The 23262-nt window shown below is 42.9% G+C and carries 17 protein-coding genes; 4 read left to right on the top strand and 13 right to left on the bottom strand.

Annotation, left to right across the window (positions count from 1 at the left end):
- Together R8N28_RS21385 and R8N28_RS21380 are read right to left on the bottom strand one after the other, a co-directional pair.
- On the bottom strand, window positions 1-512 hold a 512-nt coding region (locus tag R8N28_RS21385), incomplete at its 3' end, for a hypothetical protein (RefSeq protein WP_171343225.1).
- 152 nt (window positions 513-664) lie between these two features.
- A complete protein-coding gene (locus tag R8N28_RS21380) occupies window positions 665-2101 on the bottom strand; it encodes an arylsulfatase (RefSeq protein WP_225478180.1) in 1437 nt (478 codons plus the stop codon).
- A gap of 247 nt (window positions 2102-2348) precedes the next feature.
- Between R8N28_RS21380 and R8N28_RS21375 the strand changes: the two genes are divergently transcribed.
- Window positions 2349-3866, top strand: coding sequence for an arylsulfatase (locus R8N28_RS21375; protein WP_005377761.1), 1518 nt, complete (start codon window positions 2349-2351; stop codon window positions 3864-3866).
- Window positions 3867-3973: 107 nt separating this feature from the next.
- Here the strand turns inward: R8N28_RS21375 and R8N28_RS21370 are convergent, their stop codons facing one another.
- From R8N28_RS21370 to R8N28_RS21360, 3 genes are all read right to left on the bottom strand, one after another.
- Window positions 3974-4972, bottom strand: coding sequence for an HAD family hydrolase (locus R8N28_RS21370; RefSeq protein WP_005385672.1), 999 nt, complete (start codon window positions 4970-4972; stop codon window positions 3974-3976).
- Between the two features lie 162 nt (window positions 4973-5134).
- On the bottom strand, window positions 5135-6232 hold the full coding sequence (locus R8N28_RS21365; protein ID WP_065274487.1) for a hypothetical protein: 1098 nt from the start codon (window positions 6230-6232) through the stop codon (window positions 5135-5137).
- A 53-nt stretch (window positions 6233-6285) separates the two neighbouring features.
- Complete coding sequence (locus R8N28_RS21360) at window positions 6286-7611, bottom strand: anaerobic sulfatase maturase (protein ID WP_065274486.1); 1326 nt, start codon at window positions 7609-7611, stop codon at window positions 6286-6288.
- Window positions 7612-7849: 238 nt separating this feature from the next.
- On the opposite strand from R8N28_RS21360, the gene R8N28_RS21355 reads away from it, so the two are divergent.
- Window positions 7850-8578 carry a formylglycine-generating enzyme family protein gene (locus R8N28_RS21355; RefSeq protein WP_372081184.1) on the top strand — a complete coding sequence of 243 codons (729 nt, stop codon included), beginning with the start codon at window positions 7850-7852 and terminating at the stop codon, window positions 8576-8578.
- 45 nt (window positions 8579-8623) lie between these two features.
- Here R8N28_RS21355 and R8N28_RS21350 read toward each other — a convergent pair whose 3' ends face one another.
- Entirely contained in the window at window positions 8624-10954 is a 2331-nt protein-coding gene (locus R8N28_RS21350) for a tetratricopeptide repeat protein (protein ID WP_065274484.1), read from the bottom strand.
- 389 nt (window positions 10955-11343) lie between these two features.
- Here R8N28_RS21350 and R8N28_RS21345 point away from each other — a divergent pair, with 389 nt between their 5' ends.
- Complete coding sequence (locus tag R8N28_RS21345) at window positions 11344-12909, top strand: arylsulfatase (RefSeq protein WP_005377767.1); 1566 nt, start codon at window positions 11344-11346, stop codon at window positions 12907-12909.
- Between the two features lie 188 nt (window positions 12910-13097).
- Here R8N28_RS21345 and R8N28_RS21340 read toward each other — a convergent pair whose 3' ends face one another.
- The 7 genes from R8N28_RS21340 to R8N28_RS21310 all read right to left on the bottom strand — a co-directional run bounded on the left by R8N28_RS21340 (window position 13098) and on the right by R8N28_RS21310 (window position 21633).
- Complete coding sequence (locus R8N28_RS21340) at window positions 13098-14519, bottom strand: aspartate kinase (RefSeq protein ID WP_005377768.1); 1422 nt, start codon at window positions 14517-14519, stop codon at window positions 13098-13100.
- 86 nt (window positions 14520-14605) lie between these two features.
- A complete protein-coding gene (locus tag R8N28_RS21335; RefSeq protein WP_005377769.1) occupies window positions 14606-14992 on the bottom strand; it encodes an ectoine synthase in 387 nt (128 codons plus the stop codon).
- A gap of 14 nt (window positions 14993-15006) precedes the next feature.
- Window positions 15007-16272 carry a diaminobutyrate--2-oxoglutarate transaminase gene (ectB, locus tag R8N28_RS21330; protein WP_017820939.1) on the bottom strand — a complete coding sequence of 422 codons (1266 nt, stop codon included), beginning with the start codon at window positions 16270-16272 and terminating at the stop codon, window positions 15007-15009.
- A 34-nt stretch (window positions 16273-16306) separates the two neighbouring features.
- Window positions 16307-16840 (bottom strand): diaminobutyrate acetyltransferase, encoded by a 534-nt coding sequence (ectA, locus tag R8N28_RS21325; RefSeq protein WP_005393379.1) that lies wholly within the window; start codon window positions 16838-16840, stop codon window positions 16307-16309.
- A gap of 314 nt (window positions 16841-17154) precedes the next feature.
- Window positions 17155-18813, bottom strand: a complete 1659-nt coding sequence (locus tag R8N28_RS21320) for a BCCT family transporter (RefSeq protein ID WP_005377772.1) — start codon at window positions 18811-18813, stop codon at window positions 17155-17157.
- 193 nt (window positions 18814-19006) lie between these two features.
- Entirely contained in the window at window positions 19007-19753 is a 747-nt protein-coding gene (locus R8N28_RS21315) for a 3'-5' exonuclease (RefSeq protein ID WP_017820938.1), read from the bottom strand.
- Window positions 19753-21633, bottom strand: a complete 1881-nt coding sequence (locus R8N28_RS21310) for a DUF294 nucleotidyltransferase-like domain-containing protein (RefSeq protein WP_005377775.1) — start codon at window positions 21631-21633, stop codon at window positions 19753-19755. Before R8N28_RS21310 ends, R8N28_RS21315 begins: the two co-directional genes overlap by 1 nt.
- Before the next feature lie 437 nt (window positions 21634-22070).
- On the opposite strand from R8N28_RS21310, the gene proV reads away from it, so the two are divergent.
- Window positions 22071-23258 carry a glycine betaine/L-proline ABC transporter ATP-binding protein ProV gene (proV, locus tag R8N28_RS21305; protein WP_005377777.1) on the top strand — a complete coding sequence of 396 codons (1188 nt, stop codon included), beginning with the start codon at window positions 22071-22073 and terminating at the stop codon, window positions 23256-23258.
- The last annotated feature ends 4 nt before the right edge of the window (window positions 23259-23262 follow it).

Raw genomic sequence — 23262 nt, 5'->3', positions numbered from 1 at the left:
AGCCACTCATCGCTTATCTTGAGTGCGTCACCTTGAATCGTGACACTAGGAACTTCAAACTGGTTTTCGTATCCATCGCCGCCATCAAGAATATCCACCGTTAATATAGCATCGGGATTCAACCGCTCAGGAGCCTGAGTCTCAGAAGTTGGGTTCTCTCTTTCTTGCACTGCTGGCCTAGTAACATAGCCATTAGAAACGAGTTGCTCAGGTAAAACAGCGCGAATATAGGCAACAAAACTTAACCCACCAGAAGACTCACTAAAATCTCGAACGCTCTGATTAAAAGTGGATTCAATACCGTTTTGAGATGCAATTAAAAGATCATTCGAACTCGATTCATCCTCACTTGTTGTATCTTCATTAAATGCAATATCGAGAATGTCAGTATTAAGAACAACCACCTCTACTTCTGGAACTAATTGTTCGTTGGGCAACATTTGGATCCAAGAACCGTCACTTAAAACCGCCCAAAGAACATTACCGATTTGAATGTAGAGTATTGGCTGCATAATTCGCCCCATGTGAAACAACGAACTTTAAGTATGGTCGACGAATATGACTGTTCAAATGAAACTAGAAAAAACATGGCCCTAAATGGCTCTAATGAGATATTGAACCAAAAACATACCTCATGTATGCGAGAAAGAGCCATTGGGGTAAACTACTTCTGGCGTAATCCATCCACTGGAAATTGATTGAAATTCCCCTTGCTACAATCGGGCTCATATCCAAATGGAGCAGGGAAAGGAATCGTATCGCAGCTTGTTGAAACGGAAGATTCAAACTTTACTCTCTTTCCTATCATGATAGGAAATAACCATGTGGCATTATTTCTTAAATCAAACTCCTCTTTAGGGTCATCAATCAAATTGTATATTTCAGGGATCTGTAATGGGCGCCCTTTCTCCGGCATGATATCTTGATCAATAAAGTGCATCTTGTAATTTTCCCACTTATAAGCGTAGGTTTCAGATCCATTGTTAACGATGAAACCATCTCGATTAGACTTTTCACTATCTCCCTTTAAAAAGGCCCACTGATCAATACTATCTATTGTTCTATCGCTTGGTAATTTGTATCCACCGACATGAGAAAGTGAGGCAAATAGATCCACAACATGGATAATTTCATCACTCACTCTGCCCGGTTTGATGTGGTTAGGCCAAGAGGCAATAAATGGTGTTCGGAGAGAGCCTTCAAGAGCCGTAAAGTACGCACCACGCCATGGTCCGCTAGAGCCTTGGTATGGCATATGCCACTCTGGACCGTTGTCAGAAAACCAAATCACTAGTGTATTGTCTTTAATTCCTGCTTTTTCTATTGCACCAATAACTTGCCCAGCTCGAAAATCTATCTCAGCTAACACATCTGAGTAATTTCCTTTGCCTGTTTTACCAATAAAATCAGGATGAGGTAGCGTCGGTAAATGTGGTTGAGTAAAAGTAATTACAGAGAAAAATGGCTTATTCTCTTTCACATTTCGATTTATAAAATCTGTGGCATGTTCAACTAGCTCACTGTCAATCGTTCTACGTGAGTCCAAATTATATTCTTTGACCCCTTTAGGATCCTGCCCTGCTCTAGCTGAAAGGATTTGAGGTTTAGGTAATATAGCTTTATAACCGGGTTGAGAGCTATATTCTGACTCATCCGTCGTATTTGCAATGCCATACCATTCATCAAAGCCTTGATCCGTTGGAAAGCGCCCTTTTTGGTCTCCCAAATGCCATTTCCCGTAAAGGCTCGTGTTATATCCTTGTTCCTTAAACTTCTCTGCAATGGTTATCTCCCAGTTCACCATACCGTAAGGCACTCCCCAAACAACCTTATCTGTCCCAGATCTAAGCGCTCGCCTCCCCGTCATGAATGAGGAGCGAGTTGGCGTGCATTGCGGTTCCACATTAAAATTAGTAAGGCGTACACCTTCTCTAGCAAGTTGATCTAAGTTTTTAGTTTCAACACCTCTGGTACTCCCATAGGAACTTAGTTCCCCCCACCCAAGGTTATCAACCAACATTACCACGACATTTGGTGTCTCTTCCGCAACCACTTCTAACGGGATACATAGAAACAGGATAGTTGCTAGTTTATTTTTCATAGTGTCGCCTTTCATTGAAATTCAATCCTGTAAGTGCGTCTTATCACACTTAAAACACACTAAAGTCTAGTCCATGTTAGTTAACATTTTTGAAAAACAGGGATTACTTGGAAGCAACAAAAAACCTCTACTATATTCAACTGACTACATTGTCTCATTTGGTGTCATCTCACTCGACTTCGCCATGATGAACACAATTAGTAACGTTATATAACGATAATGGATTCATTTATCGCGGAGGATTTTCATGCGAAACTCGATTAAAAAGGTAATGGCATTGGTCGGTACATTAGCTGCGTCCACAGCCTTTGCTGCCGATAAGCCCAACATCCTTGTGTTCTGGGGTGACGATGTAGGTGTATACAACATTAGTGCATATCACAATGGTATGATGGGAGGGAAGACTCCTAACATTGATAAAATCGCCAATGAAGGTGCCATTTTCACAGACGCTTACGCACAACAGAGTTGTACTGCCGGACGAGCCTCATTTATTCTGGGTCAACATCCGTTTCGTACCGGTCTATTGACTATTGGTATGCCCGGCGCAAAAGAGGGTATTCAATCGAAAGATCCTACTATCGCAGAGTTACTTAAAAATCACGGCTATGTGTCTGGTCAGTTTGGTAAAAACCACCTTGGTGATCAAGATGAGCACCTACCAACTAACCATGGGTTTGATGAGTTCTTTGGTAACCTATACCATTTAAACGCGGAAGAAGAGCCTGAGTCTGAGTTTTATCCAAAAGATCCAGAGTTTCGTAAAAAATTCGGACCTCGAGGCGTGTTGAAGGCGACTGCGGATGGCAAAATCGAGGACACAGGTCCCCTTACTCGTAAGCGTATGGAAAACGTAGACCGAGAGTTCATGGATGCTAGCTTGGCCTTTATGGAAAAAGCAGTAAAAGAAGACAAACCATTCTTTATTTGGCATAACTCAACCCGTATGCACGTCTGGACACATTTGAGTGAAGAATATCAAGGTAAGTCAGGTTACGGCTTATACGCCGATGGCATGATGGACCTAGATGATCAAGTAGGTGTCATGCTTGATAAACTTGAAGAGCTAGGCGTAGCAGATAACACCATTGTTGTTTTTAGTACTGATAATGGCGCTGAGAAATTTACCTGGCCAGATGGTGGTACTACACCGTTCAAGGGCGAAAAAGGTACGACTTGGGAAGGCGGATTCCGCGTTCCGATGATGGTACGCTGGCCTGGAAACATTAAACCAGGAACGGTTATCAACGATATCTTTTCACAAGAAGACTGGATGCCAACTCTACTCGCAGCTGTGGGCGAACCTGATGTGAAAGAAAAACTATTGAAGGGTCATAAAGCAGCGGGCAAAACCTTTAAAGCACATTTAGATGGCTACAACCAACTTGATCTGCTGACTGGTAAAGCTGATGAAGGCGCACGCAAAGAAATCTTTTACTTCGATGCTGGTGGTAATTTAAACGCCGTTCGTTATAAAGACTGGAAGATCCACTTCAGTATTATGGAGGGTGCCATTAATGAGGCATACCGCAAAACACCTAGTTGGCCTTTGATTGTAAACCTTCGTATGGATCCATTTGAGGTCGGTCCAGATGCAGCACTTTACGTCAGACATTTTTACGCTGATCAAATGTGGATGTTCGTTCCTGCTCAAGCTATCGTGCGTAAGTTCCTAGAGACATTTAAGGAGTTCCCTGCAACGAAAGGTAGCTCGTTAAGTATTGAAAAAGTGGTAGAAACAATGACACAGCAACCTAGAAACTAGACCCTAGGTATCGAAGCTATTGTGGAATTAACTAAGGCCTCAATTGTGAGGCCTTTTATTTCGTTGCAATTGTTTGGTTGCAGCAAGTTATGGTCAAACAAAGATTATCATTTAGTGCTCTCTTTAAACACTTGATTCCAATCTTGTTTCATATCGACAAATAGCCAACCTTGCTCTTCACCTACTTTAAACGATTTATCTAACTTACCAACATGCGAATCTTTATCATACGCCCATTCACGCTTGTCATCCGTGTGATGGATAATCGCAGAAAATCTTGGACCTGAACCTGCTTTCGTCCACTCTAACATCTGTAAATCACCATCAGAATTACCAAACGCCATTACCGGACGTTTGCCAATGAAGTTTTGAATCGTCACAGGCTTTACTGCTTTGTCATTGACAAAGTCTATTTCCGGCATGCGTTGGATGGTAGGTTTTCCATCAACACTTTGATATTCCGCCTTTAACGTCGTTCCCACGATGTTTTGCGTTGGAATGCCGTATACTTCCGGCGCCCAAACGCGCATAAATTCAATTCCGCCTCCAGAAACGATGTAGGTCTGATAGTCGTTCGCTCTTAAATAGTCGAGCAGTTCGAGCATAGGTTGATAGACCATTTCAGTGTATGGTCTACCCGTTGTTGGATGGACAGCCGTTTTCAACCATTCCTTAACTTCTTGATGAAACTGTTCAGTAGACATTCCAGAATGGGTTGCCATAACAAGCTTCATTACACCTTCGAGTCCTTGTTTACCAATCCCCTCCATGTCACCTTTTAATGCGGAAGCAAAGGGTTCGGTTGTCTTCCAATCAGGATGCTCAGAGGCCATTTCTTTTACTCTATCGATCGCAAAAAACAACTGTAGATAAACAGGCTTTTCTGCCCAAAGTGTTCCATCATTATCAAACGTCGCGATTCGTTGGCTTTCAGGAACATAGGAATCCGAACCTTGGGTCGTTGTTTTCGTAACAAACGCCATAATAGCTTGCTTAGCGTCAGTGTTGTTCCATGACGGAAGTGGATCTTGCATATCAGCAGCAACAGCGTAACTAGACAGAGCAAAACCTGTTGCTAAGACAATCGTCTTTAACTTTATAGCCATCTTAATTCCTTATATTGAGGTGTTAGGTGCGAATCCAATCAAAAGTATAGTTCAATTGAAACAGGCGCATATTGAACTGAAATATGCAACGGCCACCAAAAAGTGACAATGTCACCAATCTAGTCCACTATTTTATTAAAATAGAAACATGGAATTTAACGATTAGAGTTTAAATTCATTGGCTTCAACTGATGTAGGGGCACTTTTACGTCCCTTTTTCTGATTGAGCTCTTCAATAACATAGTCGGGAGCGACCTTCGTTAGCTCTGTTAAACAGTCATCCGTTTTAGGGTTGCCGTATCTAACATAGATGTCACACACGGCATACAATTGTTCTGGAGCACCGGATATCAAATACGCTTGCTCAAAAGCGTTGACAGACTTCTTCAAGTCTAACTCTTCTTGCAGAACACCATTTAAGTACCAAAAGTAACTGTTCGTCTTTGCCATCGTCGCAGCTTTGTCTATTTCAAACGCCGCTTCTTTCTTTTTGTCTAATCTAACCAAAGCGAGAGATTTAGAATAATGCAGCGAGGCATCTTCTGAATTTAGCTTGATACCCTCGTCAAGCACGTTGATAGCTTTTTGGTCTAGCTGTTGCGCTCGGAAGTTGTCTGCATAGCTTAACCAAACTTGAGGGTTGTTTGGCTCAAGCTTAGTTAACTCTGGGTATATCAGCGCCGCTTTATCCCAATCACGATGCCAACGGTAAACGTCTGCAAGTAATAACTTGGAAACATTATCGTTCTTACTGGACAAGTGTGCTGTCAGCTCTGAAACAGGCCCCTCAAGTGACTGCTGTTGCTCCGAACTCAAATTGGCGTAATCTCGAACGAGGTTAATCGCTGCTGTAATTCGCACCATGGCGGCGTCATCACTCAATAATGGTGAAATCAAACGCCAACGGTGCTCAATCATATATGGCTGTGCTCCCACGATCGCAGCTTCGCGAATACCTGCATCTTCATCCTGCAACCCACGGGCAACTGCAACCAATGCATTTTGGCTTGGATAGTTGGCTAACTCACGTAAAGCATCAATACGTTTTTCTGAAGACAACTTTTTATTTTGCGCATCATAAGACAGCTTTTCGACTCGTTGCGCCGGTGTCATTTGAGCTTCTTGTGGAGTGACAACCGTTGTCGGCGATACCTGGTCTGGGTCTAGCAATGTTGTTTCTTGTGCCACTGCTGTTTGACTCGCAGCAATGCCGATCGAGATCACGAGTAATGATTTAGAGAGCAGCTTAATTTTTTGCATTCAATAACCTATATTCTTTCATTTCCGGGCCTGTAGCAGGCGTAGTGACTATCTTAAAACTTCGTTTCAAACACAGTCTGTGTTTGAGTAGCTTGCTGGCGTAGAATCTGGTCACTGTATTTACCGTGAACCACTGGGTTACCTGTCGCTCGTAAGATGTACGCCATCGACTGATCAACATGGGTAAAAAACTTCTTCCAACCCGCGCAGAGATAATTAAGACCAGGCTCACCTTGCCTAGTACGGATAAAACGGTTTTTGGGACATTCTCCAAAACATGCAAATTGATAATCACATTGAAGGCACTGTTGGGGCAGCGTACGACTTTTAGCAAACCCAAATTTCTGCTGCTCAGAGCTATAAGCGAGCGTATCGAGCTTTTCGTGATGAATGTTTCCAACCTTATATTCTGGGTACACGTAATGATCACACGCAAACACATCACCATTAGGCTCCATTGCTAAGCCCTTCCCGCAGATTTCACCTAACGTACACAGTGGGTTTTTTCTGCCCATCCAGGTTTCGATACTGGCTTCAAAGTACTGCACAAACACGTTGCCGATATCGTGTAAAACCCATTCATTGAAAATCGCGATCAGAAAATTTCCCCATGCTTCATCCGCAACGCAAAAAGGCTCAATAACGGCATCTTTATGACCTGGGATCAACCGTTTATCTCCTTGCTTTAGTTGCTCGTTTGGCTCCCAAGTTTGAGGGGCGGTTGTTCTGAATGTTTTCTGCTCAACTATTGGAATAAACTGCATTTGAGGGGAGCGTACTTCATCTCGCAAGAATCGGTACACTTCAAGTGGGTTACGTCCGGTCAAGTTGTTAACACAAGTGAGCGTAGCAAACTTTACTTCGTGCTTATGTAATAATTCAACCGCATTCATAACTTGCCGGAATGTGCCTCTACCAGCTCGGTTTGTTCGGTAAGCGTTGTGCATCATTTCTGGGCCATCAATGCTTAAACCGACGAGAAAGTTGTTCGCCTTTAAAAACTCACACCATTCATCGTTAAGCAGTGTGCCATTAGTCTGGAGATCATTGGAGATCGTAATGCCATCGGGACGGTATTTATTCTGTAGCTCAACAATTGTCTTGAAATAATCCAAACCTAGCATTGTCGGCTCACCACCCTGCCAAGAGAAAATGATTTCAGGTGTATTCTGTCCCGCTATATATTGACGGATATAGGTCTCTAGCGTTTCCTCATCCATGACTGGTGAGCAGCCTGGCTTGTACTCAAGTAAATCTTGTTTGTTTAGGTAATAACAATAGGTGCAATCGATATTGCACACTGCACCGATAGGTTTCGCCATGACATGTAATCGCTTGGATGCTTTTCCATTGAACTGCGGACCTTGAGTTATGTGCATTCATCACCTTCTTAGTTGCTAGCCTGTGCCCAACGGCGTTAAGACTAATCATTAAGTTAATCGCCTAGTGTGATGATAATGTTCAATTATTCGTGGCGCTTGTTATAGTGTGTATAACTGTTTTTCATAGACTTGCTTGATAAAATTCTTTGATCATAAATGTTGATGGAGCTCCCCTATGAAGCATTCCAAAAGTAATACTCTTTACCTTGGTGCCGCTATTTCGATTTCGCTAATTATGACTGGATGTGCAACAACACAACCTAGCCCTCTTGCTCAAAAAATCGCTCAAGATATGGTTCTTATTGAAGGTGGACAATTTATGATGGGCTCGGATAATCCATCAGCAAATAAATCCGAGCGCCCGGCTCGCACCGTTCGCGTGGATGATTTCTATTTGGCAAAATTTGAGGTAACCCAAGAGTTATTCGAATCGGTTACAGGCTCTTCTCTGAGTTATTTTAGAAACCCAAATACGCCCGTGAATAACATTAGCTGGCAACAAGCCAATTATTTTATAAAGAAATTGAATGAAAAAACGGGAGAGCACTATCGTTTACCCACCGAAGCAGAATGGGAGTTTGCAGCGAAAGGGGGGAATCTAAGTCAAGGATTCACTTACGCGGGGTCTGATGATATTAACGACGTTGCCTGGTATGCCAGTAACTCAAACAATAAGGCACACAAGGTAGGTCAGAAAAAACCGAATGAGCTTGGCTTATACGATATGACGGGTAATGTTGGTGAGTTTGTTATTGATGCGTTTGATGAAGGCTATTACAAATCAGCACCAAGTGATAATCCGGTAAACGCAAAAGATGAAAAAGAAAGCCTGGCACACAAGTCTGTACGAGGTGGTAGCTTTGCCTATGATGCTGACGAATCCGAAAACTATCGTCGCGATTTTGCTAGCCAGTCAGTCATCATGTCCGACATGGGGCTGAGATTAGCGAAAGACGCTGATTAAACCAAGTAAGAAAAAGTGGAGCGATAAAAGCTCCACTTTTGGTAATTAGCTCCTATTGACCCCAACAATAGAGGCTTTAAGCTGATCAATAGCTTGTTTAGGTGCATAGTGACTAAGCTCTTGTATGCACCTATCGAAAGCAAAAGCGACAGCACCTTTTTTATGATTTCTCGCTAGAACCTCGCATTGAGCAAACAAGTGTTGTGGATTGCCACCGACTTCAAATGCTGTATGCAACGCTTTACTGGCTTCTAGAACATCGCTTTTTTCTAAAACTAGACCGTACACGTACCAATAATGCGCATTAGTTTCACCAATTTCTGCGGCGCGTCTAAGTAGCTTTTTCGCATCATCGGCTTTGCCTTGACGTAACAAAGAAAGACCTGCGCTGTATGGTAATGTGCTGGATTTAGGTTGAGCTTTCATCCCTTGTTGTAGCACCGTGATCGCAGCTTCTTCTTTACCTAGGTGGCGATACAAATCTGCTAGGTTAACGTAGCTATTTTCGAAGTAGGGTTCGATGCTGATCGCTTGTTTATACAGCTCGGCCGCTTTGTCGATTTCACCTAAGCTGCGGTACACATTCGCCAAATTGGTTCTTCCGAAACCACGATCGGCATTAAACTCTTGAATTTCCATGTACTCTTCTAAAGGCGATTTAATTATATCTTTTTGTAAAGGGGTCATTTGTGCGTAGTTCGCTACCAGCGCCGAGGCAGCTTCCGCTCTCACTGAAAGCACCGGGTCACCAAGTAATGGCTCTAGAATCCGCCACCGGTCATGAAATTCATAACCAGACGAGCCTGAAATTGCCCCTAATCGAACCATTTCATTCTCATTCTTAACGGCCCTAGCCAAAGATACTGTTGTATTTTGGTCAGTGTTGCCCCCCATTCTCTCCAGGGCTGAAGCACGAATAATGTCTTTTAACGACGAATCCTGAGCAGAGTATGCCAACGCATTTGCTGCTCCTTGATGACCAATTGAATCCGCATAAAATGCGACAGCAAAATGTTGTTGATTACGATACTTCGAATTCGGGTACCATTCTGCTATCTGTTCATCGGCCCATTGATTGCTTTTATCTTCATGGCATGACATGCAAACATTGGGCGTTCCAATGTGTTTGCTCAAATCCGGTCGTGGAATATGCCAACTGTGGTCTCTACGAGGATCGACTTGCATGTAAGTCGTTTCTGGCATGTGACAAGTCGTACATTGCGATGCTTCAGATTCAGCCTTATGAAAGGTATGCTTTTCAGGTGTATATTCCGATGCAATATGGCATTGCGAACATACTGCCTCTTCTGGGATCGTTAACTCTGCCGTGTGTGGATCATGGCAATTAGTGCACGTGACCCCTTTCTCCGCCATTTCAGATTGAAGAAACGAACCATAAACATAATCTTCGTCGTAAATCTGTCCATCATGATAGTAGAGTTCAGGTGTTATAAGGCTTAAGCGATATTTATCAAAAAAGGAACCTTTAACATGATCACCTGTTTCATTTAACTGGGTTCGGCGACTATGGCATTGAGCGCATGTTTGCACTTGATTGGTTGCTTCAATTGATTTCGGCTGTAACGTACTATGGCCTTCCTCAAACACCCAATCCAACACTGCTTTAGACAAATTTCGATCAAAGCCATAATGGCTGTCATGCTCAAAAGAAGTGCCAGTATTTTTGTATTTCTTGGCCAGTTCTATGTGCTGACTAGCGGGACCATGGCATGCTTCGCATCCCACATTAATCTCTGACCATGAGCTGTTGTAAGTGTTTTTGTCAGCGTCGTAATTCTTCTTTAGGTTCGTTGAATGGCAATCAGCACACATAAAGTTCCAATTTTGCCCGGTATTGGTCCAATAGAATTCATCCGTTGTTGTCGTTTCTGGATAAAGATGAAACCAACGCTGTCCCCCTTCAACTTTAGCTCTTGTGTCCCAAGCAAAAGGAATAAGCTGCACGCGGCCATCTTCAAACTCGACCATGTACTGCTGTAATGGCTCCCAGCCAAATGTATAGCTGATCTTATAGTCATGCCATTGCCCGTCAGCACCTTGAATATTGACCCAAAATTCGTCGCCTTTTTTAAAAAAACGATTAGGCATTCCTTTGTGTGTTACAACATGGTTATCAAAATTACCACGCACAGAGGTTGTACTTGCATGCTTCATGGCCATATCGTGATGTGACCCTTTCCAGGCCTCCACTTCGTTTTGGTGGCAATCTATACAAGCTTGTGTGCCAGCATATTCTGGATTTAAGCCTGAAGGAATATTTGGTTTCTCTGTTAATAACTCTTGAGAAAAAGCCATAAAACTGACAACAACGTTGACCAGCAATAAAATGCGAAACCGGCCTGCCCACTGACTCATAGATATCCTTATATTTATAATGTACAACCTAAATCAATATAGACACTAAATCACTGGTTATACAAATAATTACAAGCAATACATAACGACTTTAGTATTGCTTTAGGACCGTAAAACAAGCGAGCATCCTATTGTTTTTCATTTCCATCCCCCTCTTCTACTACGCAATAAAAATAAGGCTCTTCAGTGATCTAAATCTACTTTACGAATCTCTACAAACTAACAGAACAATCCTATTTCTTCTTAATTAACAAATGGTTACAACCTAGCAATAACTTATGGTTATATCGAGTATAAGAGGATTTTTCTATATACATCATTAACTTATGCAGCAACTAAGCATAAGGCTCACTTGTGCTTATCTTTACTCTCAACAATCTGGAGTTTTTATGGCAAATCAATTGAGCAAAATCGCTGTAGGCGCAGGACTGTTAGCGGCGTCCAGTGCTGCTATGGCAGCCGACAAACCGAATATTCTGGCAATTTTTGGTGACGATATCGGCTACTGGAATATCAGCGCATACAACCAAGGTATGATGAGTTACAAAACGCCAAACATCGACCGTATCGCGAATGAAGGTGCGTTGTTCACAGATCACTACGGACAACAGTCTTGTACTGCTGGTCGCGCGGCCTTTATTACGGGTGAAGAGCCATTTCGTACGGGTTTGTTAACAATTGGTATGCCAGGCTCTGACCACGGCATACCTGATTGGGCGCCAACCATTGCAGACCTGTTAAAAGAACAAGGTTACATGACGGGTCAATTTGGTAAAAACCACTTAGGTGACCAAGATAAGCACTTACCGACAAAACACGGCTTTGACGAATTCTTCGGTAACTTATATCACCTAAACGCAGAAGAAGAACCTGAAACTTATTACTACCCTAAAGACCCAGAGTTTCGTAAAAACTATGGCCCTCGTGGTGTCATTAAGTCTTATGCCGACGGTAAGATTGAAGACACTGGCCCGATGACACGAAAACGTATGGAGCACGCAGATGAAGAGTTCCTAGAGAGCTCTTTGGCATTTATGGAAAAAGCAGTTAAGGCGGATAAACCCTTCTTTATTTGGCATAACGCCACTCGTATGCACGTTTGGACTCGCTTGCAGGAAAAATACCAAGGTAAATCAGGTGTAAGCATTTATGCCGATGGTATGCTGGAACATGATGATCATGTAGGTGTTTTACTCGACAAGCTGGATGAGCTAGGTGTTGCAGACAACACTATCGTTATCTACTCAACGGACAACGGCGCAGAAACCATGACTTGGCCAGATGGTGGCGCAACACCATTCCATGGTGAAAAAGGTACAACTTGGGAAGGCGGTATGCGTGTTCCTCAACTGGTTCGTTGGCCAGGCGTCATTAAGCCAGGAACCAAGATCAATGAAATGATGGCACACCAAGACTGGTTGCCTACATTATTGGCAGCTGCTGGCGTACCTGATGTAAAAGAAAAACTGGCAGAAGGCTACAAAGCAAATGGCAAAGAATGGCGTGTGCATTTAGATGGTTACAACTTCATGCCATACTTTGAAGGTAAGGAAGAAAAAGGCCCTCGTGAGTCGCTGCTTTACTTTACGTCTAATGGTGAATTAAACGCTGTCCGCTGGAATGACTGGAAACTTCACTTTGCAACGCTTGAAGGGAACCTAAGTAACGCCGTTCGTTTTGCTCCGAACTGGCCTAAAATCATCCACCTACGCGCTGACCCATTCGAAAAAGGCCCAAGCGAATCACAAATGTACTTGCGTTGGATGGCTGACAACATGTGGCTATTTGTACCTGTACAAGACGTTGTGGGAGAGTTCTTTAAAACACTTCCAGAATACCCAATGCAACGTGGCACAGCGATGAACCCTGCTTCACTAAACTACGACTCTCTAAAAATGCAAGAGAAGCTGCAACAACTAGACAAAGTTGAACAAGAAATCAGCAAGTTTAAGTAAACTAAGTTAACGTTAGTTAATCAGTAACATAAGCCAGCAGACCATTCTGCTAGCTTATGTGTATCGCCACATAGGAACTTACTTAAATCGCCTGTTTAGCCTATACAAAGTGGGCATTGTGAGTACAAACTGAAAAACAAAAAAAGGAGAGCTAACCTGCTCTCCTTTATATTTTAACCGTGGATAAACTAAGCCACATTAACCGATTTAGCTAAACTGCTACTTTGGAAAAACTCATCATGCAATGCGCAAATCGCGTGCTGGTATTCCTTATCACCGACAACAAATTGAACATTTACATTTCTCAATGATGAGTGCAGTGCAACTGGCGTAACGCCATTATTCATCAATGCAAGCACACCTTTCGCCAACGTCTTGTTGGTATCAATTTGAGAACCGATGGCTGAGATAAGCGCGACCATACGACCTTTAATCGAGGCATTCGGATAACGTTTCTCGGCTTTATACAATACTTTGTTTAAGCTATCAGTACTGCCACCTAGATAGTAAGTAATTGAGTTAGCGTTCATCTCTTTACCAACCAAACTTACACGAGCATCGGAGATGATTTCCATCAATTCGTAACTAACGTTATCGGCTTTTCCTACCATTGCTTGGTCAAACAAATGCAGTGCAAATACTTTCTCTTTACCTGCGATGATCTCGACTTTGTCTTCTTCTGGGCGGTAGCTTGAAGAGATCAAAGTACCTTCGTGTTCAGGTTCGAATGTATTTTTAATCTGTAGCTCAATACCACTTTCACGTAAACCCGCAGCGGCATTTGGGTGAATCGCTTCCATGCCAAGGTTAGCAAGTTGGTCTGCTACGTCATAGTTTGTACTACCAATTGGTAATACTTTTTCAGGGCCAACAACGCGTGGGTCTGCTGAGCTCAAGTGGTACTCTTTGTGAATTACTGCTAAATCCGCTTTTGTTATTGCTGCAATTCGGCTAAATGTCATCTCACTATAACCTCGGTCATAAGTGTGCATTAGGCCCTCTTTACAGTAAGCATAACCTGTCACGATTGGCAGTTCTTTTGATACATCGATATCAGCAAACGCGTCACTGATCGACTCATCAAGGCTTCTTGGCGCTTGATTATCCCAACCAGACAGGTCAACGAACTTAGCGTTAATACCCATATTTTTTAGTTTTAGTGCTGTGTTGTAAGCACTATGTGCCTCACCGATAGACGAGAGAAACTCTCGAATTTGAGGCAAGTACTGGCGCAACGAAAATTGACCGTACTGACAGGTTTCTAAAATATTCGCGATACAGTTTTTCGCTTCAGCAATGCGGGAGCGAATGAATTTATCCGCACGGATACGATTCATTGGGTCCGCAAAAATATTTTCATTGGTCAGCAACATACGGCTTTCAACGTACGCTAACGCTTCTTCCCATTTGTCGTCGCGTTTCGCGATAAGCTGATAAACGCCTGGTTTACTGGTTTTTTTACACTCGAGCAGCGCATCGGTCATACCACCGTATGCAGATACGACAAAAATACGATTGTATGGTGTTTTGGGACGAAGAATAATATTGTCGAGAACAGCATCAAATGCTGTCATTGATGTACCGCCGATTTTTTCTACGGTAAATGTCATGATAAGCCTTTTTTGATTGGTAACTTTAAAAAGAAAAAAGAAGAGATAGTAAAGTGTGGGGTGGCAAAGCACCCCACCATCATCTTTTAGTCAACGAGAGGATAAACACCGTTTTCATCGTGCACTTCAGCGCCAGTAATCGGTGGGTTAAACACACACGCCATTACCATTTCTTTATTCTTATAAGCTCTCAAGTAGTGCTCATCGTGTTTATCAAGAATGTATAATGTACCTGGTTTGATTGGGTACGTTTCTCCACCTACAACTTCAATCTCACCTTCACCACTCATACAAAACACCGATTCAAGGTGGTTTTGATAGTGAATATGAGTTTCTGTATCTTCATAAATCGTTGTGATGTGGAAAGAGAAACCCATGTTGTCGTCTTTCAACAACATGCGGACACTTTCCCAGTTATCTGAAACAACACGTCGTTCGCTGTTGCGGCATTCATCTAGAGTTCTGACGATCATAATTAAAATCCTTATTAAGATGCTTGTTTGAAATGTTTCGCAGCGATAGTCTCTACTGCATTTTCAAAGATGCTTAGTCCTTGATCTAGCTCTGATTCGCTGATGGTTAGTGGACAGAAGAACTTCACAACTTCATCGTCTGGACCCGCTGTCTCTATCACCATTCCATTCTCGAAACAGTTTTTCGCAATTTCAGATGCCATGTCACCATTGATACATTCAATACCAACCATCATGCCGCGGCCTTTTTTCTGCACAAACATTTGAGGAAAGCGACGAACACAACGGTCAATCACTGCACTTACCTTGTCTGAACACTGCTTGATGTGTGTTTCAAAATCATCGTTTGCCCAGTAAATTTCTAGTGCTTTTGCAGCAGTAATAAAGGCGTGATTATTGCCACGGAACGTACCGTTATGCTCGCCTGGCTTCCACTGGTCAAGCTCAGGCTTAAGTAATACGACAGCCATCGGCAAACCGTAACCACCGATCGACTTCGATAGCGTCACGATATCCGGTTGGATACCAGACGGCTCGAAACTAAAGAAAGTACCGGTACGTCCACAACCTGCTTGAATGTCATCGACAATCACAAGAATGTCATTGGCTTTACAGATTTTGCTCAAACGTTGTAACCACTCGTTTGAAGCAGCATTTAAACCACCTTCACCCTGCACAGTTTCAAGAAGTACAGCGGCTGGTTTATCCATACCTGCAGAGTTATCATTTAGCATGGTTTCGAACAGCGCGAGACCATCTACGCCAGCGTAACCTTCAAATGGAATACGAGTGACGTTACTTAGGCTAGAACCGTTACCTTGTCTGTGATGCTGGTTACCCGTTGCAGCCAGTGCACCAGCAGTACAACCATGGAAACCGTTAGTAAACGCAACGACGCTGTCGCGGCCTTTTACTTTTTTAGCCAGCTTCAATGCCGCCTCAACAGCATTAGTGCCTGTTGGGCCCGTAAACTGAACCTTGTAATCCAAGTTTCTTGGTTTAAGGATGTAAGTATCCAACGCTTCCAGAAACGATGCTTTCGCTTCTGAGTGCATATCCAAACCGTGAGTAATACCGTCCATTTCAATGTACTCAAGCAACGCTTGTTTTAGTACTGGATTGTTATGGCCGTAATTTAGAGATCCCGCTCCAGCAAGGAAGTCTAAGTATCGTTCACCTTGTTCTGTTTCTAGCCAGCAGCCTTTCGCTTTACGAAAAACGACCGGGAAATTGTTTGAATATGAGCGTACGTTGGATTCCTGCTTTTTGAAAATATCCATGATGAGACCGTTTTTAATTCCTATTGTTTGAGGATTATTTGAGAGGAATGCGATACAAATATTCTGTATCGTGTTTGCCTTTAAAGTGAGCTTCTTCATCCAAAAATGTGCTTACTTGGCCAGAATTGCCGTTCATCGCATCTAACTTTTTGAACAGTGCCCAAGAGGCTTTATTATCTTCCGTGATGGTAGTTTCTACCGATTTAACACCGCCTAATTCCTCTCGGGTGAGAAGTTCTTTCAACATGCGGAATGCTAAACCATGACCTCTAAAGCGAGGTGAGACTGCAACTTGCCAGACAAATAAAACGTCTTGCTCGTCTGGTTTCTGATAACCGGAAATGAAACCTGCGATTTCGCCTTTTTGCTCAACCAAAATACTGGTTTTGCTGAAATGCGTAGACTGTAGGAAATTGCAATAAGATGAGTTCATGTCCAATGGAGGACAGTCTGCAATCAAGCTGTAAATGTCGTCACCATCAGAGATTTTAGGCTCACGAAAAATCCATTTTTTACTTGAGTCTTCTCCAATCTCTGGATAAAGGACCCAAGGTGCTGATGTGATCATGTGAAAATACATATCCTTTGAGGTCTAATTAAATTTCCTTTTTATTATGGGCATCCCTCGCGACTAAAAATCAAATAATCCGCCTTTTTATCGGCATTTTTGTGACACGGCTCACAAAAACAAACCTATTAACCAAAAGTTAAAATAGTTTGAGGTCTAATTTATTAAATAGTCACCCAAATGCGCAGTACAAAAAACAACCAGAACAAGACCGTTTTCCATGCTGTTCATTTCTCAGAGAAAAATAGAAATCCAAAAAAAAGCGGCATGCTTTCGCATACCGCTTTTATCAATAATTTAACTGCTGATACTAGTTATTTTGATTTCTTAGAAACCGCCTTTGGACGAGGTTCATCCATCAAACCTTTTATCAAAGATACCGTTGCAACAAGCAAAACAATAGTAAATGGTAAACCAGTCGTCACCGCCATTGCTTGAGCAGCAGCTAGACCACCACCCAACATCAATGCAATCGCAACCAAACCTTCAAACGTACACCAGAACACGCGTTGTGGCGTTGGTGCATCGACCTTACCGCCCGCAGCAATAGTATCAATAACCAGTGATCCTGAGTCAGAAGAGGTAATGAAGAACACCACGACTAAGATAATGCCGACAAAAGATGTTATCTCAGCCAATGGCATAACATCTAACATGGCAAAAAGTTTTAAAGGTAGTTCTGCGTTAAACACCGCCTCGTAGCCATCATTAACGTATTGGCTAATTGCGTTACCGCCAAAGGCCGTCATCCATAACACACAAACTGAAGATGGGATAAGAATAACGCAAATAATAAACTCACGAACCGAACGACCGCGAGACACACGTGCGATGAACATACCCACAAATGGTGACCAAGAAATCCACCACGCCCAGTAAAACGCCGTCCAACCTTGAGAGTAATTCACATCCTCTCGTCCAAATGGCATAGATAAGGCAGGGATATTAGCTACATAGGAAACGATGTTCTCGAAGAAACCAGTTAAAATCGCAATCGTCGGGCCAACAACAATAACAAATAGCAATAGCAGTGCTGCAAGACCCATATTGATTTCAGATAAGATTTTCACGCCCTTATCGAGTCCAGCCACAACAGAGATTAAAGCGAGCGCAGTAATACCAATAATCAATATAACCTGCGTGGTATTGGTCATTGGGACATCAAACAGGAAGTTCAAACCCGTTGCAGCTTGAGATGCACCGTAGCCTAGCGATGTTGCTAAACCAAAAACCGTCGCTACCACTGCAAGAATATCGATAATATGACCAGTCCAACCCCATACACGCTCACCAAACAGAGGGTAAAAAATTGAGCGCATGGTGAGTGGCAAACCTTTGTTAAATGAAAAGATAGCCAGCCCAAGAGCCAAGAGCGCGTATATTGACCACGGATGAAGTGCCCAGTGGTAAATCGTCGCAGCCATCCCTAATGCCGAAGCTGCAGTTGCATCGCCCTCTGCACCACCTAGCGGTGCCCAGTCAGTACGCACACCATTCTCAACGCTCACGCCACCAATCGCAGAACTAAAATGGGACATCGGTTCTGATACACCGAAGAATACGAGACCAATGCCCATACCTGCAGCAAATAGCATTGCCAACCATCCGGCATAGGAGTAATCCGGTGTTGCTTCAGTACCACCGATTCGCACACGGCCCAATGGTGTGAAGATCAATCCGACACAGACAATGACAAAAATATTACCTGAAGCGAGAAAAAACCAGTCTAAATTGTGTAACAAACCCGCTCGTAGGTCTGCAAAAAACGGCTCTACCTGTTCTCGGAATAATAGTGTTATCACAACAAACATGACGATTGCTAAGCCAGAAATTGCAAAAACACGGTTGTGAATATCAAGGCCAAATGGGCCTACCTTTAGCGCAACGTTATCCTGACCAATTTGATAGTCAGTATCTATTGCGTTTACTTTTCCATCGGGGCGTTGAATGCCACCGTTATTATCGGTGCTCACGGATAATCTCCTTAAAAATACGTGACCAAGTTTAAATTACTTTCGTCGGAGTTCGAGTAATGAAACGTCTTCATCACTACCAAGCACATGTTCATAAAACATTGTTCTTATAAGCGGTTACTCAATCCGCCATCATAATCTTAAAGCCCCCCTATCTCTCATTGCATTTTATTGTTTTCACCATAAATAACGCCTATTGCCAAACCGAAGATATTGGCATGTTTCGATTAAAGTGATACTGCAGTTGTGCTTGAAACAGCTCCGCAGTTGCTAACGCATCCGTCAGGGCATGGTGAGGTTGATAAGCAGGGAGGCCATATCTTTCACGAGCGTGCCCTAATCGTACAGAACCGGGTTTCTTGCCTTTCAACTTATTGATAAAACCTCTGCATTCACGGCGTTGTATCGCATACTCAATATCTAACGTATCAACAACAGGAAACTGTATCCCCTCTCCGATGCTATTTAGCAAGGCGTTATTAAAGAACTGCCTTTCAATGTTCTTGTAGTGAACAAGTACCACTTTGCCTGACAACGCATCCAATATTTCACCCAAGATCTGAGACAGCTGCGGAGCGTTTTTAACCTCAGAGTCAGTGATACCGTGAATAATGACAGACTCGTGGTTTAACTCTCTGTTTGGGTTAACGACCCAATGAGCAGAACCATTACATTGAACACGATCAATAGTGAACGGCACAAGTCCGATCGTGAGAATGACATCCTCTTCCGAGTTCAATCCTGTTGTCTCAAAGTCTACCGAGACAAATGGCACTTGTTCAATTGGTGTTTCCCCATTAACCATCGGTGTCGAATAGTAGCGTTTGAGCCTCTCGTCTTTCGCTTCTTTAGCTAGTTGTTTGAACAACATTGACCACTCTGGCGTCTGGGATGTATCCAACAACGGCTGTTCTTTTTCTACTTTTTTTGAGAACCACATTATTTGCTACTTCTCTGATATCGAAACTTAATGAAGTTCTGAGCGTTACTTAGAATTTGAAATGCTGCTTTTAAGTTTCGACGTTCAAATTCAGACATGTTCTCCGGCTCAATATTGTTGTCTGGCTCTTCTCCATTTTCTATATCAAGGGCTTGGTGACGAATTCGAACCATGTAGATTAGCTCCATCGCATCCCTTAAATCCAAACCTCGACCTTTCGGTAAAATGCCAGCATCATTAATGTCATCTAAACGGTCGAAAGAGTTTTGCGATCGGGAACCGATTGCCAGAGAATGCACCCGTATTAAATCGGCCAACGGAGCCGTCCCCCTTCGCTTCAAGTTAATCGAGTTGCGATGACGACCATCTTTCTCCATCACAAAGTCTTTGAAAAAGCCCAGTGGAGGCGTCCTACGTATTGCGTTATACGCCATACAAGCAAGAAAGCGGTTATTTCTTTTCGCTCGTCTCACAATAAAGCTGCTTAATTGCTCCGCCCATTTCACTCGCCCATGCACACCGAGGAGATCAAAAAAGATATTACTATTTAACAACCTCTCAGGGGTTGGATTGTCTATCCAGTTTCCAAAGCATTCTTCCCATTCTGCACGAGTTTTTCGCCATTCTGGGTTGGTAGCCATAATGTCTCCAGTACAATAAGCATAGCCGCATGCCGCTAAACCATCACAAACAAATTTAGCAAACTTTTCAAAGTACTCTCCGTGAATCTCAACGTCATAACTGTTATCGAGAATAAGCGCGTTATCTTGATCCGTTACAATTAGCTGCTCATCCCTCGCCATTGAACCCATTGCGACTAAACAATAAGGAATGGGCGCTGGGCCGAACTCTTGCTCAGCTAATTCAGCGAGGCGTTGTTTGAAACTACTGCCTATAACCGACATGGCTCGACCAATCATGTGCGCGTTGGCATCTTCATTGACCATTCTTACGAAACAGTCTTTTACTTGTTCAGAAACCTGCTTGAGATCCTCGACACTGGTTTGCTGAAAAATAGAGCTCACTAGCAATAGGCTGTTCTGAGATTCGTAACGAACGATGTCCGTCATGCCAATAATTCCTATCGGCTTTTTATCTTTTAAAATTGGTAAATGATGCACGTTGTAACGCAACATGGTTAACATGGCCTCAAACACATAGGCGTTATAATCCAATGAAACCACGTCATAACTCATGACCTCACTCACTGGAATATTGGTATCAATACCTTGAGCTAGTACGCGAATGCAAAGATCGCGATCAGTCAATATTCCAAGCAGCTGTTCATCATCTTCTTCTGTGAGCTCCTCTGTCGGGCGAATAATGAGCAGAGAGGTGACATTTTCCTCTGCCATTAGTATCGCAGCTTCCTGAATTGAAGCCGTTGCCTCCAGAGTTACTGGATCTCTTGCTAAGATTTTACGTGCCTTAGCGGTGGTAAAGTCATTGCTTTCGGAGCGGCTAGATATTGCGCTTCGCAAACGCGCGCTATCTTCCAGTTCCATGTAGTCCGCAAAGTTTTCAAACTCATCACAAAGTTCATTGAAGATGTTTTCCGGAATACAGTAAACGAGAGTGTCTTCTATCGCTTTGGCTGGCATACGTACGCGGTTGTTCATCAACAACCCCATCTGACCAAACAGTCCACCAGCATCAATCCTGTTGTAAAGTTCACCTTTACGTCGATAAATCTCTACCGCCCCACTTCTCACCATATACAAGTCGCGGATCGTATCTCCGAAGTTAAGGATTTTTGTTCCTTGCCGAAAGTATGCAACCTCGGCATTGAGAGCAATTTTTCTAAGCTGCTCTTCAGGTAGGTCATCAAAAGGTGGGTACTGGCTAATGAAATTGAGCACTTCTAACTGTTCGGCTTCCATTTTTTATTCCATACGTTGCCTAAACTACAGCGATAAATATCACCCTGAGTGAAATCAAGCAATAAATAAATCTAAGGATAACAGTACCTAACCGATTTCACAGGACCAAGCCTTAACCAAAAATTAGAGCTCTAACCTTTTTATATGTAGAGTTCTAAGCTATCACAGCTTATATCTATGCAAGCGAGTTGAGTTGAAATGTACAAAAAAATTCAAAATAAATTCAACCCTACGTCAGGGCAACGTTATGGCGGATAAAAACACATCACAAGCAATTGTTTTAAATATAAAAAATAAGAATTGAACATACCTTGCTCAACGAATTCTCTATGCACGGCAGAACTAGTTAACCACCCCCCTTTCGTTGAAAGTTGAACTAAAATTAATTAGAGTACAAATCGTTAAACAGTTATAAACACACGAAAAGGACAGATAACATGGATCCCATACTGGAAGTTAAGGGACTGTATAAAGTGTTTGGAGAAGACCCAGAGAGAGCCTTCTCGCTTATCGACAAAGGCGTCGATAAAGACGGTATTTTTGAACAGACAGGTTTAACAGTCGGCGTAAACGATGTATCTCTCACCATAAATGAAGGGGAAATTTTCGTAATCATGGGCCTTTCTGGCTCCGGGAAATCCACCCTTGTTCGACTTCTTAACCGGCTCATTGAGCCGACTAAAGGTAGTGTTTATCTCAAAGGAAGAGATATCGCCCACATCTCCGAGAATGAACTTCGAGAAGTTCGTCGTAATAATATCTCAATGGTGTTTCAAAGTTTCGCACTCATGCCACACATGACGGTGATTGAAAATGCCGCCTTTGGTTTAGAACTTGCCGGCATCGATGTTAATGAGCGTCAGAAAAGTGCCCTTTCCGCCTTAGAAAGAGTGGGTTTAGACCCTTATGCAGAATCTTTCCCTGACGAATTATCCGGTGGTATGAAACAGCGCGTTGGTTTAGCGAGAGCGTTAGCCTGTGATCCTGACATCCTATTAATGGACGAGGCGTTTTCCGCTTTAGACCCATTGATCCGTTCTGAGATGCAAGATGAGCTTATTCGTCTACAGAACGATGACAAACGCACAATTGTCTTCATTTCTCATGATTTGGATGAAGCAATGCGCATTGGCGACCGCATCGCCATCATGCAAAACGGTGAAGTTGTTCAGGTTGGTACACCTGATGAAATATTACACAGTCCAGCAAATGATTATGTCGAAGCGTTTTTCCGCGGCGTAAACATCGCAAGTGTCTTGACAGCAAAAGATATCGCGCGCAAGAAGCCAGCGGCTGTTTTTAAGAAATCGGAAAATGACGGCCCAGGCTCTGCGATGCAGATTCTGATGGATCACGACCGTGATTACGGCATTGTCGTCGATAAATCTAGCCGATATTCCGGCATCGTATCTCTTGATTCACTACGTTTGGCTCATAAAGAAAACCGTTCGTTAGCCAGTGCTCAATTACCGGATGAAGTTACTCTTCAGCCTGATCAGTCAATTAATGACATTTTGGGTCTGGTTGCTGGTGTTCCTTATGCCGTGCCTGTCGTAGATGAGAAAGGAACTTACTTTGGTGTCGTGACTAAATCACGTCTTCTACAAACACTAGATAAGGATTAACACG

The sequence above is a fragment of the Vibrio sp. Vb1554 genome, from assembly GCF_033344235.1.
This window is presented reverse-complemented; position numbering and strand designations above follow the sequence as displayed.

Excerpts from the sequence above, each read along its gene's own strand:
- R8N28_RS21380 (WP_225478180.1), bottom strand. The coding sequence starts at position 2,101 with ATGAAAAATAAACTAGCAACTATCCTGTTTCTATGTATCCCGTTAGAA.
- R8N28_RS21375 (WP_005377761.1), top strand. The coding sequence starts at position 2,349 with ATGCGAAACTCGATTAAAAAGGTAATGGCATTGGTCGGTACATTAGCT.
- R8N28_RS21370 (WP_005385672.1), bottom strand. The coding sequence starts at position 4,972 with ATGGCTATAAAGTTAAAGACGATTGTCTTAGCAACAGGTTTTGCTCTG.
- R8N28_RS21365 (WP_065274487.1), bottom strand. The coding sequence starts at position 6,232 with ATGCAAAAAATTAAGCTGCTCTCTAAATCATTACTCGTGATCTCGATC.
- R8N28_RS21360 (WP_065274486.1), bottom strand. The coding sequence starts at position 7,611 with ATGCACATAACTCAAGGTCCGCAGTTCAATGGAAAAGCATCCAAGCGA.
- R8N28_RS21355 (WP_372081184.1), top strand. The coding sequence starts at position 7,850 with ATGACTGGATGTGCAACAACACAACCTAGCCCTCTTGCTCAAAAAATC.
- R8N28_RS21350 (WP_065274484.1), bottom strand. The coding sequence starts at position 10,954 with ATGAGTCAGTGGGCAGGCCGGTTTCGCATTTTATTGCTGGTCAACGTT.
- R8N28_RS21345 (WP_005377767.1), top strand. The coding sequence starts at position 11,344 with ATGGCAAATCAATTGAGCAAAATCGCTGTAGGCGCAGGACTGTTAGCG.
- R8N28_RS21340 (WP_005377768.1), bottom strand. The coding sequence starts at position 14,519 with ATGACATTTACCGTAGAAAAAATCGGCGGTACATCAATGACAGCATTT.
- R8N28_RS21335 (WP_005377769.1), bottom strand. The coding sequence starts at position 14,992 with ATGATCGTCAGAACTCTAGATGAATGCCGCAACAGCGAACGACGTGTT.
- ectB (WP_017820939.1), bottom strand. The coding sequence starts at position 16,272 with ATGGATATTTTCAAAAAGCAGGAATCCAACGTACGCTCATATTCAAAC.
- ectA (WP_005393379.1), bottom strand. The coding sequence starts at position 16,840 with ATGATCACATCAGCACCTTGGGTCCTTTATCCAGAGATTGGAGAAGAC.
- R8N28_RS21315 (WP_017820938.1), bottom strand. The coding sequence starts at position 19,753 with ATGTGGTTCTCAAAAAAAGTAGAAAAAGAACAGCCGTTGTTGGATACA.
- R8N28_RS21310 (WP_005377775.1), bottom strand. The coding sequence starts at position 21,633 with ATGGAAGCCGAACAGTTAGAAGTGCTCAATTTCATTAGCCAGTACCCA.
- proV (WP_005377777.1), top strand. The coding sequence starts at position 22,071 with ATGGATCCCATACTGGAAGTTAAGGGACTGTATAAAGTGTTTGGAGAA.